The organism is Pseudomonas sp. FBCC-B1667 (assembly GCF_059133255.1).
On sequence record NZ_CP101437.1, the window covers coordinates 6,513,479 to 6,528,461 of the forward strand.

Consider the following 14,983-nt stretch of genomic DNA (forward strand, 5'->3'; position numbering starts at 1 on the left):
CCGACCGTCTGCTAGGCTCCCGACCCAAAGCGCCGTCCCCTGTGGGGGTGAGCCTGCTCCTTTTTACTGCCTGCTGATCGAGATCCCCCCGCGTGCCCGACGCCATTTTGCGCCTCGCCCTGCCTTCGCCGCTGCGCCGCCTGTTCGATTACCGTGCCCCGGCCGGCGTCCTGCGCGCCCAGTTGCAGCCGGGCATGCGCCTGCGGGTGCCGTTCGGTCGGCGGGAAATGATCGGGATTCTGGTGGAGGTCACCGATACCAGCGACGTGCCGGTGGAAAAGCTCAAACCGGCGATTGCCCTGCTCGACGCCACACCGCCACTGCCGCCCGCGCTGTTCAAGCTGTGCCTGTGGACATCCCAGTATTACCAACACAGCCTCGGCGACACCTTGAGTTGGGCGCTGCCGGTGTTGCTGCGTCAGGGCGAACTGGCCGAAGCACGCCAGGAACGCTTCTGGTCCGCCGCGCCAGGCGCCAGCCTTGATGATCCGCGCATTGCCCGCGCGCCCCGCCAGCGCGAAGCCCTGGCGACACTGGCCCAGCATCCCCACGGCGTGGCGCATCAATTGCTGAGCAAACTGATGCTGAGCAAGGATAGCCTGGATTTGCTGCTGGCCAAAGACCTGGTCCAGGTGGAAATCCGCAAACACGCTCCCGGCGCGCGTCACGAACACTGGCTGGCGCAACCGGAACTGCCGCTCAACCCGGAGCAGCGCGCTGCGTATGAAGCGATTCGTGCCGGGTTCGACAGCTATCACGCGTTTCTGCTGGCCGGCGTCACCGGCAGCGGCAAGACGGAAGTCTATTTACAGCTGATCCGCGAAACCCTTGAAGCCGGCAAGCAGGCGCTGGTGCTGATCCCGGAGATCAACCTCGGCCCGCAGACCCTCGCTCGTTTCGAGCAGCGCTTCAATGCGCGCATCGCGTTGATTCACTCGGCGGTCAATGACCGCGAACGCCTCGAAGCCTGGCTTGCGGCTCGGGACGGCGACGCCGACATCATTATCGGCACCCGCTCGGCGCTGTTCACGCCGATGAAAAACCCTGGCCTGATCATCATCGATGAAGAGCATGACGGCTCCTATAAACAGCAGGAAGGCTTGCGCTACCACGCCCGCGACCTGGCATTGGTTCGCGCCCGGCAGGAAAACATCCCGATCGTCCTCGGCTCTGCTACGCCGTCACTGGAAAGCCTGCATAACGCCTACACCGGCCGTTACGGCCTCCTGCGGCTGAACGAGCGGGCGGGCGGTGCCAAGCAACCGCGTTTCCTGCGCCTGGATGTAAAAAGTCGCCCGCTGGACAGCGGCATTTCCGGGCCGATGCAGCAAGCCATCGGTCAGACACTGGCCGCCGGCCAGCAAGTATTGGTGTTCCTCAACCGTCGCGGCTTTGCGCCGACGCTGCTGTGTCACGACTGCGGCTGGATGTCTGAATGCCAGCGCTGCGATGCGCGAATGACCGTGCATCAGCGCTCCGGAGAGCTGCGTTGCCACCATTGCGGCTACGTCGAGCGCGTGCCGCGGCGCTGCCCCAAATGCAGCAAAGTCGATTTGCGTCCTGTGGGTGCCGGCACCGAGCGCGCCGAGGAACGGCTGGCGATTCTGTTCCCGGATGTCCCGGTGCTGCGGGTCGACCGTGACAGCACATCGCGCAAGGACGCGATGAATCAGTTGTTCGCGACCATTCAGAAAGGCCAGCCATGCATTTTGGTCGGCACGCAGATGCTTGCCAAAGGGCATCACTTTCCACGGGTGACGCTGGTATCGATTCTCGACGCCGATGGCGGGTTGTTCTCCGGCGACTTCCGCGCCAGCGAGCGCATGGCGCAATTGATCGTTCAGGTGGCCGGGCGCGCCGGGCGAGCCGAAGAGCCGGGCAGAGTGATTATCCAGACGCACCTGGCGGACCATCCGCTGCTGGTGCAATTGACCGAGCAAGGGTATTTCGCGTTTGCCGAGCAGGCGTTGAGCGAACGTCGCTCCGCGGGTTTGCCGCCGTTTGCGCATTTGGCGCTGCTGCGGGCCGAAGCGCATAAACCCGGGCAGGCTGAGGCATTCCTTGATGAGGCGTGCAGCGAGGCCGACCGCTTGCTGGCCGAGCAGAATCTGGGCGGGCTCGAGTTGCTGGGGCCAGTGCCCGCGCCGATGGAGCGTCGTGCCGGGCGTTATCGTGCGCAGTTGTTGTTGCAGGCCACGGCTCGGGCGCCGCTGCATCGTTTGCTGAGCAGTTGGCTACTGGTGCTGGAGCAGATGCCGAGTGGACGGGCGGTGCGTTGGTCGCTGGATGTCGATCCGGTGGATTTGTATTGAGTGAGAGACCGCCTTCGCGAGCAGGCTGACTATTTGTCACCACATATCCATATCCTGCCCGCTATAGTTGGCAAGCTCGTCTTCGCAACGGATAATGCCCAGTTTTTCCACCAGCGCATCGAAGCGCGCACCGCGCTTGCGGTCGAAAGAGACCACCATGAAAGACACCATTCGCCAGCTGATCCAACAAGCCATCACCCAACTCGTCAACGAAGGTGTGTTGCCTGAAGGCCTGTCGCCGGCGATCCAGGTGGAAAACTCCCGCGACAAGAAGAACGGCGACTTCGCCAGCAACATCGCCATGATGCTGGCGAAACCGGCCGGCATGAAGCCGCGTGACCTGGCCGAAAAGATCATCGCTGCGCTGCCGGCTGATGAAAACGTCAGCAAAACCGAAATCGCCGGCCCGGGCTTCCTGAACTTCTTCCAGAACACCGACGCCCTGGCCACTCGCCTCGACGACGCACTGGCCGACGCACACATCGGCGTGCGCAAGGCCGGCCCGGTGCAACGCACGGTGGTCGACCTGTCGGCGCCCAACCTCGCCAAAGAAATGCACGTCGGCCATTTGCGCTCGACCATCATCGGTGACGGCGTGGCGCGGGTTCTGGAATTTCTCGGCGACGACGTGATCCGTCAGAACCACGTGGGCGATTGGGGCACCCAGTTCGGCATGCTGATGGCGTACCTGCAAGAAAACCCGATCACCAGCGACGAACTGTCGGACCTGGAAAACTTCTACCGTGCGGCCAAGCAGCGCTTCGACGAATCCGAAGAGTTTGCCGATCGTGCCCGTGGCCTGGTGGTCAAGCTGCAAGCCGGCGACCCGGACTGCCTGGCGCTGTGGACCAAGTTCAAAGACATCTCGCTGTCGCACTGCCAGAAAATCTACGAACTGCTGAACGTCAAACTGACCATGGCCGACGTGATGGGCGAAAGCGCCTACAACGACGACCTGATCAACGTGGTCAACGACCTCAAGACCGCCGGCATGCTGGTCGAGAGCAATGGCGCCCAGTGCGTGTTCCTTGACGAGTTCAAGAACGCCGACGGCGACCCGCTGCCGGTGATCATCGTCAAGGCGGACGGCGGCTATCTCTACGCCACCACCGACCTGGCGGCCGTGCGTTATCGCAGCGGCAAGCTCAAGGCGGATCGCGCGCTGTACTTCGTCGACCAGCGTCAGGCCCTGCACTTCCAGCAAGTGTTCGCCGTGGCGCGCAAGGCCGGTTTCGTGACGCACCCGATGGAAATGGAACACATGGGCTTCGGCACCATGAACGGTAAAGATGGCCGTCCGTTCAAGACCCGTGATGGCGGCACCGTGAAGCTGATCGATTTGCTGACCGAAGCCCAGGAACGCGCCTACACCCTGGTGAAGGACAAGAATCCAGAGCTGGCTGATGATGAGTTGCGCAACATCGCCAAGGTGGTGGGCATTGGCGCGGTGAAATACGCCGACCTGTCCAAGCACCGCACCAGCGACTACAGCTTCAACTTCGACCTGATGCTGAACTTCGAAGGCAACACTGCGCCGTACTTGCTGTATGCCTACACCCGCGTTGCCGGGGTGTTCCGCAAACTGGGCAAGGACTTCACCGAAGTCGAAGGCCAGATCGTGCTGGAAGCGGCACACGAACACGAGTTGGCTGCCAAACTGGCGCAGTTCGGCGAAATCCTGAACAACGTGGCCGAAAAAGGCACGCCGCACATCCTCTGCACCTACCTGTACGATGTGGCCGGCCTGTTTTCCAGCTTCTACGAGAACTGCCCGATCCTCAGCGCCGACACCCCGGCGCAAATGCAAAGCCGACTGCGCCTCGCCGCGCTGACCGGCCGCACTCTCAAGCAAGGCCTGGAACTCTTGGGTCTGGAAACTCTGGAGCGTATGTAAGTTGGCTGCCAAGAAAAAACCTGCACCCAAGCGTGGCGCCAGCCGTTACCAAGCTCCTGCAAAACAGCCGATCCCGGGCTGGTTGTGGATGGCCATTGGCCTGACGGTAGGCGCGTTCATCGTCTTCCTGATGAAACTGGAACCCGGCAAGGGCAGCGACACGGTCAAGCGCGAGAAGGTGGAACAGCAGCAGAAAGCCAAGATCGCCGAGGCCAACAAGACCCCGCCGAGCCCGACGCAACCGGTGAAGCCGAAGTACGACTTCTACACCTTGTTGCCGGAATCGGAAGTGATCGTGCCGCCGGACGCCGTGCCGGAGAAAACCTTGCCGACGCCACAAGTGCCGGCGATCCCGACCACGCCGGTGACACCGGCCGAAGCGGCGAAGATTGATACGGCGCGCGCGCAGGCCGCGTTGGCCGGGATTACACCACCGCCAGCGCCACCGGTTTCCAAAGCGGCGCCGGTGACCAAGTTCTTCTTGCAGGCCGGTTCGTTCCGTAAAGAGACTGACGCGGACAAGGTGCGCGCGCAGATCATTCTGCTGGGTCAGGCGGTGGCGGTTGAATCCGGCACGGTGAAGGATGAGACGTGGTATCGCGTGCTGGTCGGGCCGTTCAGCAACCGCGAACAGCTGACAACGGCGCAGAAACAACTGGCCGGCGCGGGCTTTAGCAACCTGTTGTTACAACAACGCCAAAGCCGCTGATCACGTCAGAGACACCGCGTCATCGTTCTTCGCGAGCAAGCCCGCTCCCACATTTGACCGCATTCCAAGGTGGGAGCGGGCTTGCTCGCGAAGGGGCCCTGGCAAACACCACAGCTCCCACCTGACTAGCACCACTCGTCCCCTCTCCCGCCTCGCAGTTGAAAAACGCTCCACCACCCCCATATGAGATGGCATAAGGCATTTTCGCCCCGCTGCGTGGAGACTCCCCCTTGACCACCATCGTTTCAGTTCGCCGCCACGGCAAAGTCGTCATGGGCGGCGACGGCCAGGTTTCTCTCGGCAATACCGTGATGAAAGGCAACGCGAAGAAAGTTCGTCGCCTGTACCACGGTCAGGTTATCGCCGGTTTTGCCGGGGCCACCGCTGACGCCTTCACCCTCTTCGAACGCTTCGAAGGCCAGCTTGAAAAACACCAAGGTCACCTGGTTCGCGCTGCCGTCGAACTCGCCAAAGAATGGCGCACCGACCGTTCGCTCAGCCGCCTCGAAGCCATGCTCGCGGTCGCCAACAAAGACGCCTCCCTGATCATCACCGGTAACGGCGATGTGGTAGAGCCTGAAGAAGGCCTGATCGCCATGGGTTCCGGTGGCGGTTATGCCCAGGCCGCTGCCAGCGCACTGCTGAAGAAGACCGATCTGTCGGCCCGGGAAATCGTCGAAACCGCCCTCGGCATCGCCGGCGACATCTGTGTATTCACCAACCACACCTTCACCATTGAGGAGCAGGACCTCGCTGAGTAAGCCTGTTTTGGCCACCACGCCACGGCTCACTTTTACCTGAGGACCGCCAATTACTATGTCCATGACTCCCCGTGAAATCGTCCACGAACTCAATCGCCATATCATCGGCCAGGACGATGCCAAGCGCGCCGTCGCCATCGCGCTGCGTAACCGCTGGCGCCGGATGCAGCTGCCTGAAGAGCTGCGCGTTGAAGTAACCCCCAAGAACATCCTGATGATCGGCCCGACCGGTGTCGGTAAAACCGAGATCGCCCGTCGCCTGGCCAAGCTCGCCAATGCGCCGTTCATCAAAGTTGAAGCCACCAAGTTCACCGAAGTCGGCTACGTCGGCCGCGACGTCGAATCGATCATTCGTGATCTCGCGGACGCAGCGATCAAGCTGCTGCGCGAACAGGAAATGACCAAGGTTCGCCATCGCGCCGAAGATGCTGCCGAAGATCGTATCCTCGACGCCCTGCTGCCACCGGCACGCATGGGTTTCAGCAACGAAGAATCGACGTCGTCTGCCGATTCCAACACCCGTCAGTTGTTCCGCAAGCGCCTGCGCGAAGGTCAGCTGGATGACAAGGAGATCGAAATTGAAGTCGCCGAAGTGGCCGGCGTCGACATTTCCGCGCCACCGGGCATGGAGGAGATGACCAACCAGTTGCAGAGCCTGTTCGCCAACATGGGCAAGGGCAAAAAGAAAAGCCGCAAGCTCAAGGTCAAGGAAGCGCTGAAACTGGTGCGTGACGAAGAAGCCGGCCGCCTGGTCAACGATGAAGAGTTGAAGGCCAAGGCCCTGGAAGCGGTTGAGCAGCACGGCATCGTGTTCATCGACGAAATCGACAAGGTCGCCAAGCGCGGCAACTCCGGCGGCGTCGACGTGTCCCGTGAAGGCGTACAGCGTGACTTGCTGCCACTGATCGAAGGTTGCACCGTCAACACCAAGCTGGGCATGGTCAAGACCGACCACATCCTGTTCATTGCCTCCGGTGCATTCCACCTGAGCAAGCCGAGCGACCTGGTGCCTGAGCTGCAAGGCCGCCTGCCAATTCGCGTCGAACTCAAGGCGCTGACACCGGAAGACTTCGAACGCATTCTCAGCGAACCGCATGCCTCGCTCACCGAGCAATATTGCGCGCTGCTGAAAACCGAAGGCCTGGGCATCGAATTCCAGCCGGATGGCATCAAGCGCATTGCCGAGATCGCCTGGCAGGTCAACGAGAAGACCGAGAACATCGGTGCCCGTCGTTTGCACACCTTGCTCGAACGCCTGCTTGAAGAAGTGTCCTTCAGCGCCGGGGACCTGGCCAGCGCCCACGACGGCAAGGTGATCATGATCGACGCCGATTACGTCAACAGCCACTTGGGCGAATTGGCGCAGAACGAAGACCTGTCCCGCTACATTCTGTAAGCCTCAAGTTGCAAGCTACAAGCGGCAAGCTGATCGAGTTAAGCTTGCGGCTTGTAGCTTGCCGCCCAAGGCCCTTCCCATGCTTAAGCTTCCCACCGACATCAAACTGCACAAAGCCTCGAAAACCCTGTCGCTGAAATACGCGAGCGGTGAGGAATATCACCTGCCCGCCGAGTTCCTGCGCGTGCACTCTCCCTCCGCCGAGGTCCAGGGCCACGGCAAACCCATCCTGCAATTTGGCAAGATCAACGTCGGCCTGACCAAGGTAGAACCGGCCGGTCAGTACGCCCTGAAGTTGACCTTCGACGACGGTCACGACAGTGGCCTCTTCACGTGGGAATACCTGTACGAGCTTGCGCGACGCCATGACGCACTCTGGGACGATTATCTTGCGGAACTCAAAGCCGCCGGAAAAACCCGCGACCCGAACGAATCCGTCGTCAAGCTGATGCTCTAAGTCAGGCCTCTTGCTCTTTAGAAGGCATTTTCTAATTTCATCTGTTTGAATGCTCCGCCTCAGGGCCAATGATTGGCCCGCTTGCGAAAAAAATTAAACTCGGGTAACCAATGGATCTGGCAAGTTCCCTGCAGGCTCTCTGAACTAAAAAGCAGCGATGCAGTATTAACGGTCACCCGAGCAGAAGTACCTGGCATTGACTGTGTGACTGCACGGTCAGGCTCAGGTACTCGTCTCAGGACAATGGAGCGTCGTAGATGAGTAACAAGAATAACGATGACTTGAAATCTCAAGCCTCGGAAAACACTTTAGGGCTGAATCCTGTCGTTGGGTTGCGTGGTAAAGATCTACTGGCGTCTGCTCGCATGGTGCTCAGGCAGGCCATCAAACAACCGGTCCACAGCGCAAAGCATGTTGCCCATTTCGGCCTTGAACTGAAGAACGTGTTGTTCGGTAAATCCGAACTTCTTCCGACCCCCGAAGACCGTCGCTTCGCCGATCCGGCGTGGAGTCAGAACCCGCTCTATAAACGTTATCTGCAAACTTACCTGGCGTGGCGCAAGGAGCTCCACGACTGGATCGACGAAAGTAACCTTGCGCCCAAGGATGTCGCGCGCGGGCACTTCGTGATCAACCTCATGACCGAAGCCATGGCTCCGACCAACACGGCGGCCAACCCGGCGGCAGTCAAACGCTTCTTCGAAACCGGTGGCAAAAGCCTGCTCGATGGCCTTTCGCACCTGGCCAAGGACATGGTGCACAACGGCGGCATGCCGAGCCAGGTCAACATGGGCGCCTTCGAAGTCGGCAAGAGCCTGGGCGTGACCGAAGGCGCCGTGGTATTCCGCAACGACGTGCTGGAACTGATCCAGTACAAGCCAACCACCGAACAAGTTTTCGAGCGCCCACTGCTGGTGGTGCCGCCACAGATCAACAAATTCTACGTATTCGACTTGAGCCCGGAAAAGAGCCTGGCGCGCTATTGCCTGCGCAGCAATGTGCAGACCTTTATCGTCAGCTGGCGCAACCCGACCAAGGAACAGCGCGAGTGGGGTCTGTCGACCTACATCGAAGCGCTCAAGGAGGCAGTCGATGTGGTCAGTGCCATCACTGGCAGCAAAGACATCAACATGCTCGGCGCCTGCTCCGGTGGCATTACCTGCACCGCGTTGCTGGGCCATTACGCGGCACTCGGCGAGAAAAAGGTCAACGCCCTGACGCTGCTGGTCAGCGTGCTGGATACCACTCTGGACAGCGACGTTGCCTTGTTCGTCGACGAGCAAACCCTGGAATCCGCCAAGCGCCAGTCCTATCAGGCCGGGGTGCTGGAAGGCCGCGACATGGCGAAAGTCTTCGCCTGGATGCGCCCCAACGACTTGATCTGGAACTACTGGGTCAACAACTACCTGCTGGGTAACGAACCGCCGGTGTTCGACATCCTGTTCTGGAACAATGACACCACTCGACTGCCCGCCGCGTTCCACGGCGACCTGATCGAGATGTTCAAAAGTAATCCACTGATCCGTCCCGATGCACTGGAAGTGTGCGGTACGCCAATCGACCTGAAGCAAGTCACCGCAGACATTTATAGCCTGGCCGGCACCACTGACCACATCACCCCGTGGAAGTCCTGCTACAAGTCGGCGCAGCTGTTTGGCGGCAAGGTCGAATTCGTGCTGTCGAGCAGCGGCCATATCCAGAGCATTCTGAACCCGCCGGGCAACCCGAAATCGCGCTACATGACCAGCAGCGACATGCCGGCCAAGGCCGAAGACTGGCAAGAAAACTCCACCAAGCACACCGACTCCTGGTGGCTGCACTGGCACGCATGGCTGGGCGAACGTTCGGGCAAACTGAAGAAAGCCCCAACGGTTTACGGCAACAAAACCTTCACCGCCGGCGAAGCAGCTCCGGGTACTTATGTGCATGAGCGGTAACTGACACACCTTGTCCCAGAAGGGCGTGGGCTTGCTCGCGAAAGCGATTGATCATTCAACAATGATGTCGACTGAACGGACGCATTCGCGAGCAAGCTCGCTCCCACAGGGGATCGGGGATGAATTAACCCACAGGGCCTGAAGCATGCCGCAACCGTTCATATTCCGTACCGTCGACCTGGATGGCCAGACCCTCCGCACGGCGGTACGCCCCGGCAAGCCTCACTTGACGCCCTTGCTGATTTTCAACGGCATCGGCGCCAACCTGGAGCTGGTGTTTCCGTTCGTCGCGGCATTGGACCCGGACCTGGAGGTCATTGCTTTCGATGTGCCCGGTGTCGGCGGCTCGTCGACGCCGAATCGGCCGTATCGCTTTCCCGGCCTGGCGAAACTCACGGCACGAATGCTCGACTATCTCGACTACGGACAAGTCAACGTGATCGGCGTGTCCTGGGGTGGCGCCCTCGCCCAGCAGTTTGCGTATGACTACCCCGAGCGCTGCAAAAAACTCGTGTTGGCGGCCACGGCGGCGGGCGCGGTGATGGTGCCGGGCAAACCGAAGGTGCTGTGGATGATGGCCAGCCCAAGGCGCTACATCCAGCCGTCGCACGTGATCCGCATTGCACCGATGATCTATGGCGGCGCCTTCCGGCGCGACCCCACCCTGGCAGCCAGCCACGCGGCGAAAGTCCGTTCGGCGGGCAAGCTCGGTTATTACTGGCAATTGTTTGCCGGCCTGGGCTGGACCAGCATCCACTGGCTGCACAAGATCAACCAGCCGACGCTGGTACTGGCCGGTGACGACGATCCACTGATCCCGTTGGTCAACATGCGCCTGCTGGCCTGGCGAATTCCCAACGCCCAGCTGCACATCATCGATGACGGGCATCTGTTCCTGATCACCCGCGCCGAAGCCGTGGCACCGATCATCATGAAATTCCTCGAGGAAGAACGTCAGCGCGCCGTGATGCATCCGCATCCTTCGCCGTTGGGCAGTTAGTCGCTTCATCGGCCGGCAGGACGCCGCGCCGCGCAACAACCCACAACAGCGTCTATGGTGATCTGGTTCAGTGAGTTTGTTTTTGGCTTGAAACGAAGGAGTGTTGAGACATGCGCGACAAACCAGCGAGAGACGCTTTACCCACTCCCGCCGCGTTCATCAACGCGCAGAGTGCGATTACCGGCCTGCGCGGCCGGGATCTGATTTCGACCTTGCGCAGCGTGGCGGCCCATGGCTTGCGCAACCCGGTGCACAGCGCCCGACACGCCTTGAAACTGGGCGGTCAGTTGGGCCGTGTCTTATTGGGTGAAACGTTGCACGCGACCAACCCGCGGGACAGTCGTTTCACCGACCCGGCGTGGAGTCTCAACCCTTTTTATCGTCGCAGCCTGCAGGCCTATCTGAGCTGGCAGAAACAGGTCAAAAGCTGGATCGACGACAGCGCCATGTCTCCCGATGATCGCGCCCGCGCGCACTTTGCGTTTGCCTTGCTCAATGACGCCGTGTCGCCGTCCAACACCCTGCTCAATCCGCTGGCGATCAAGGAAATCTTCAATTCCGGCGGCAACAGCCTGGTGCGCGGCGTCAGCCATCTGGTCGACGACTTCCTGCACAACGACGGCCTGCCCCGGCAAGTCACCAAACAAGCATTCGAAGTGGGCAGAACCGTAGCCACCACGACGGGTTCGGTGGTGTTTCGCAACGAGCTGCTGGAGCTGATCCAGTACAAGCCCATGAGCGAAAAGCAATTTTCCAAACCGCTGCTGGTGGTGCCGCCGCAGATCAACAAGTACTACATTTTCGACCTTAGTCCGCACAACAGCTTCGTCCAGTTTGCCCTCAAGAACGGTCTGCAGACTTTCATGATCAGTTGGCGCAATCCGGATGTGCGCCATCGCGAATGGGGGCTGTCGACCTACGTTGAAGCCGTGGAAGAAGCGATGAATGTCTGCCGCTCGATCACCGGCGCGCGCGAGGTGAACCTGATGGGCGCCTGCGCCGGAGGGCTGACCATCGCCGCGCTGCAAGGTCACTTGCAGGCCAAGCGGCAGTTGCGCCGCGTGTCGAGCGCGACCTATCTGGTGAGCCTGCTCGACAGTCAGATGGACTCCCCGGCAACGCTGTTCGCCGACGAACAGACCCTTGAAGCGGCCAAGCGCAGGTCGTATCAGAAAGGTGTGCTGGAAGGTCGCGACATGGCCAAGGTGTTCGCCTGGATGCGCCCCAACGACTTGATCTGGAGTTATTTCGTCAATAACTACCTGCTGGGCAAAGAACCGCCAGCATTCGACATCCTCTACTGGAACAACGACAACACACGGCTGCCGGCGGCCTTTCATGGCGATCTGCTGGACTTCTTCAAACACAACCCGCTGAGCCACCCGGGCGGTCTTGAAGTGTGCGGCACACCCATCGACTTGCAGAAAGTCACCGTCGACAGCTTCAGCGTCGCGGGCATCAACGACCACATTACGCCGTGGGACGCGGTGTACCGCTCGACACTGCTGCTGGGCGGCGAGCGACGCTTCGTGCTGTCCAACAGTGGTCACGTGCAGAGCATCCTCAACCCGCCGAGCAACCCGAAAGCCAACTACGTCGAAGGCGCAAAATTGAGCAGCGACCCACGGGCCTGGTATTACGACGCCAAGCAAGTCGACGGCAGCTGGTGGACGCAATGGCTGGAGTGGATTCAGCAACGTTCCGGCGCGCTGAAAGAAACCCACATGGCCCTCGGCAATCAGAACTATCCACCGCAGGAGGCAGCACCCGGTACTTACGTGCGTGTGCGCTGACGTTCAACCCACCACGGCCGACGCTCGCCGTGGCACTGACTCGACCATTAAGAAGACTGGATGAAAACCCGCGACCGGATTCTCGAATGTGCTTTGCAGTTGTTCAATCAGAAAGGCGAACCGAACGTTTCCACCATGGAAGTTGCCAACGAGATGGGCATCAGCCCCGGCAACCTCTACTACCACTTTCACGGCAAGGAACCGCTGATTCTCGGGTTGTTCGAGCGCTTCCAGTCTGAACTGGCGCCACTGCTCGACCCACCGGCCGATGTGGAACTGGCACCGGACGATTACTGGCTGTTCCTGCACTTGATCGTCGAACGGCTGTCGCATTACCGGTTTCTGTTCCAGGACCTGTCGAACCTCGCTGGTCGCCTGCCCAAACTGGCCAAAGGCATACGCAACCTGCTCAATGCGCTGAAGCGCACACTGGCGTCACTGCTCGCGCAGTTGAAGGCTCAAGGGCAGTTGGTCAGCGATACGCAAGCGTTGGGGCAGTTGGTGGAGCAGATCACCATGACATTACTGTTCTCGCTGGACTACCAGCGGATTCTGGATCGTGAGGGCGAGGTGAGGCTGGTGGTTTACCAGATCATGATGTTGGTGGCGCCGCACTTGTTGCCGCCGATCAAGGTCGCGACCGAGCAGATGGCGCTCCAATACCTGGAGGAACACGAGTAGACCTGACTACAAATAACCCTGTGGGAGCGGGCTTGCTCGCAATGAGTCCATCACATTCAAAACTTCTGTGACTGACACACCGCCATCGCGAGCAAGCTCGCTCCCACATTGGTTCCAGGGTGTCCTTGAATCCGCGCACAAACAAAAACGCCCGACCTTGGCAGGCCGGGCGTTTTTTTGAGCCCTGAAAATCAGGACTGACTGGTTGGCGTCGTTGCTGGCGCTACAGTCTGGGTTACAGCAGGGGTCGGCGCGGTAGCAGAGTTCGATGCGCTGACCGGGGCGGCCGGGGTTGCCGGTTTGGCAACAGCAGCTGCTGCTGGTTTTGGTGCGGCGGCTTTCGGCGCTGCCGGTTTTTTCACCGCTGGCTTCTTCGCTGCAGCAGGTTTTGCTGCTGGCTTGGCGGCCGGTTTGGCAGCTGCGGTTTTGGCAGCTGGTTTAGCCGCTGGCTTGGCGGCTGCTTTGGCGGCGACCGGTTTGGCCGTTGGCTTGGCTGCAGCAGGTTTTGCCGCAGCCGTTTTGGCAGCAGGCTTGGCCGCTGCTTTCGCAGCAGGTTTGGCTGCCGGCTTAGCGGCGGCTTTGGCCAATGGCTTGGCAGCGGTTTTAGCCGCTGGTTTGGCCGCTGCGGTTTTCGCCGCAACAGGCGCAACCTTGGCACCGGTGAGTTTTTCGATTTGCTTGGTCAGGGTGTCGACCTTGCTGTGCAGTGCTTTCACTTCGTTGCGGCTCGGGACACCGAGGCGCGAAATGGCACTGTTCAGGCGCTTGTCGAAAGCCCCTTCCAACTCATCCCATTTGCCCAGTGCACGATCTTTAACGCCACTGATTCGCGACTTGGCCGACGAAGCAGAATCCTTGGCGGCGTCGACTTTCTTGCCAACAGCGCTCTTGGTGAGCTTCTCGGCTTTCTCGCCATCTTTGACCAATGTATCGAAGAGCTTGCTGCCGTCAGTGTCGATCTTCGAGTACACGCCTAAACCAGCCAGCCAGATTTTGCGGGAGTAGTCTTCGACTTTCCCGATCCACGAGCTGCCTTCTTTTGCGGTGTTCTTTTTAACAGCCATCCCGTTCTCCTTAAGATTTACGCGCGACGCGTTCGAGCAATGCCGTCAGCTCATCGAGCTTAGCAGAGAGTGTCTCAACGTCATGTTTAGACGGAATGCCGATACGATTCAAGGCACTTGCGACACGCGAGTCAAAAGCCTTCTCGACCTTGTCGAGTTGTACTTCGACCTTGCCTTTGAAAGTACTCACTTCACTCTTGGCTTCAACGATCTCGGCGTTAGCGGCTTCCAGTTTCTCGGCCACTGCTTTTTTGCCTTTCTTTTCAACAGTTTGACCAGCCTGGATCAACTCCTGGAAGTACTCGCTACCCTCTTGACCGACCTTGGCGTAGGCACCCAGGCCTGCCAGCCAGATCTTGCGGGCATAGGATTTGACGTCGCCCAGAGCGGTAGTCGAAGCGTCGATTTTTTTCTTCAAAATAACTTTGGCCATGGTGCACCTCACGCGCAGAAGGTTTGAGGAACTGCCCGGACAAGTGTCGGGCTCAGGCACAAAGTAGGGAGAATAATTAGAAACGGCACCCTAACAACTGACATAAACCTTTGGGAAACACCGCAATAAAAATGTGGGAGCGAGCTTGCTCGCGATGAGGCCATAACATTCAACACAGATGTTGCCTGATACACCGCTATCGCGAGCAAGCTCGCTCCCACAGGATTGCATTCACCAATCCAGCGCGAATCAGACCAATGCTTTATCCAGCGCCTTCTCGATTTCCGATTTGATCATGCCGCTCATGGCCGACATCATCAGCCCCAACTCCACGTCGACGCGGATCGAGTCTTCGCTGACATGCACTGCGCCTTTTACTCCGGAGCGCTTGAGGTTCAGCGTGTCACCGGACCACTGCGGCTCCAGGCCATATTGATCGGACAGTTTCTGCGCCAGCTTGTCGGCCTTTTCGCGGGCCGCTTCTTTGCCCAGGCCGTGGGCACGCTCAACACTAATACGGGCCATCGAATGACTCCTGCGTTATGG

Annotated in this window: 14 protein-coding genes; 10 read left to right on the forward strand and 4 right to left on the reverse strand. The window is 59.9% G+C overall.

What is annotated here, in order from left to right; translation table 11 throughout:
- The first annotated feature begins 92 nt into the window (after positions 1–92).
- Positions 93–2,312, forward strand: coding sequence for a primosomal protein N' (locus NL116_RS30025; protein WP_494375215.1), 2,220 nt, complete (start codon positions 93–95; stop codon positions 2,310–2,312).
- Between the two features lie 36 nt (positions 2,313–2,348).
- Here the strand turns inward: NL116_RS30025 and NL116_RS30030 are convergent, their stop codons facing one another.
- On the reverse strand, positions 2,349–2,471 hold the full coding sequence (locus NL116_RS30030; protein WP_310266620.1) for a hypothetical protein: 123 nt from the start codon (positions 2,469–2,471) through the stop codon (positions 2,349–2,351).
- Between NL116_RS30030 and argS the strand changes: the two genes are divergently transcribed.
- The 9 genes from argS (at position 2,470) to NL116_RS30075 (ending at position 12,940) form a co-directional block, all read left to right on the forward strand.
- Positions 2,470–4,206: an arginine--tRNA ligase gene (gene argS, locus NL116_RS30035; RefSeq protein WP_494375216.1), complete on the forward strand. Its 1,737-nt coding sequence runs from the start codon at positions 2,470–2,472 to the stop codon at positions 4,204–4,206. The genes NL116_RS30030 and argS overlap by 2 nt on opposite strands.
- 1 nt (position 4,207) lies before the next feature.
- A complete protein-coding gene (locus tag NL116_RS30040) occupies positions 4,208–4,915 on the forward strand; it encodes an SPOR domain-containing protein (protein WP_027922107.1) in 708 nt (235 codons plus the stop codon).
- A 230-nt stretch (positions 4,916–5,145) separates the two neighbouring features.
- Complete coding sequence (gene hslV, locus NL116_RS30045; RefSeq protein ID WP_007899242.1) at positions 5,146–5,676, forward strand: ATP-dependent protease subunit HslV; 531 nt, start codon at positions 5,146–5,148, stop codon at positions 5,674–5,676.
- 55 nt (positions 5,677–5,731) lie between these two features.
- Positions 5,732–7,072 carry an ATP-dependent protease ATPase subunit HslU gene (hslU, locus tag NL116_RS30050; RefSeq protein ID WP_494375217.1) on the forward strand — a complete coding sequence of 447 codons (1,341 nt, stop codon included), beginning with the start codon at positions 5,732–5,734 and terminating at the stop codon, positions 7,070–7,072.
- Positions 7,073–7,151: 79 nt separating this feature from the next.
- Positions 7,152–7,529, forward strand: coding sequence for a gamma-butyrobetaine hydroxylase family protein (locus NL116_RS30055; RefSeq protein WP_494375218.1), 378 nt, complete (start codon positions 7,152–7,154; stop codon positions 7,527–7,529).
- A 257-nt stretch (positions 7,530–7,786) separates the two neighbouring features.
- Positions 7,787–9,466 carry a class II poly(R)-hydroxyalkanoic acid synthase gene (gene phaC / locus NL116_RS30060; RefSeq protein ID WP_494375219.1) on the forward strand — a complete coding sequence of 560 codons (1,680 nt, stop codon included), beginning with the start codon at positions 7,787–7,789 and terminating at the stop codon, positions 9,464–9,466.
- A 145-nt stretch (positions 9,467–9,611) separates the two neighbouring features.
- Positions 9,612–10,466, forward strand: a complete 855-nt coding sequence (gene phaZ, locus NL116_RS30065) for a poly(3-hydroxyalkanoate) depolymerase (RefSeq protein WP_123435489.1) — start codon at positions 9,612–9,614, stop codon at positions 10,464–10,466.
- Positions 10,467–10,576: 110 nt separating this feature from the next.
- Positions 10,577–12,259 carry a class II poly(R)-hydroxyalkanoic acid synthase gene (gene phaC, locus NL116_RS30070; protein ID WP_494375220.1) on the forward strand — a complete coding sequence of 561 codons (1,683 nt, stop codon included), beginning with the start codon at positions 10,577–10,579 and terminating at the stop codon, positions 12,257–12,259.
- A gap of 60 nt (positions 12,260–12,319) precedes the next feature.
- A complete protein-coding gene (locus NL116_RS30075) occupies positions 12,320–12,940 on the forward strand; it encodes a TetR/AcrR family transcriptional regulator (protein ID WP_027922113.1) in 621 nt (206 codons plus the stop codon).
- Between the two features lie 191 nt (positions 12,941–13,131).
- On the opposite strand, the gene NL116_RS30080 is transcribed toward NL116_RS30075, so the two are convergent.
- The 3 genes from NL116_RS30080 to NL116_RS30090 all read right to left on the reverse strand — a co-directional run bounded on the left by NL116_RS30080 (position 13,132) and on the right by NL116_RS30090 (position 14,962).
- Positions 13,132–14,004, reverse strand: coding sequence for a phasin family protein (locus NL116_RS30080; protein ID WP_494375221.1), 873 nt, complete (start codon positions 14,002–14,004; stop codon positions 13,132–13,134).
- Positions 14,005–14,014: 10 nt separating this feature from the next.
- Positions 14,015–14,437: a phasin family protein gene (locus NL116_RS30085; RefSeq protein WP_494375222.1), complete on the reverse strand. Its 423-nt coding sequence runs from the start codon at positions 14,435–14,437 to the stop codon at positions 14,015–14,017.
- Between the two features lie 249 nt (positions 14,438–14,686).
- Complete coding sequence (locus tag NL116_RS30090; protein ID WP_027922116.1) at positions 14,687–14,962, reverse strand: polyhydroxyalkanoic acid system family protein; 276 nt, start codon at positions 14,960–14,962, stop codon at positions 14,687–14,689.
- Positions 14,963–14,983: the final 21 nt, after the last annotated feature.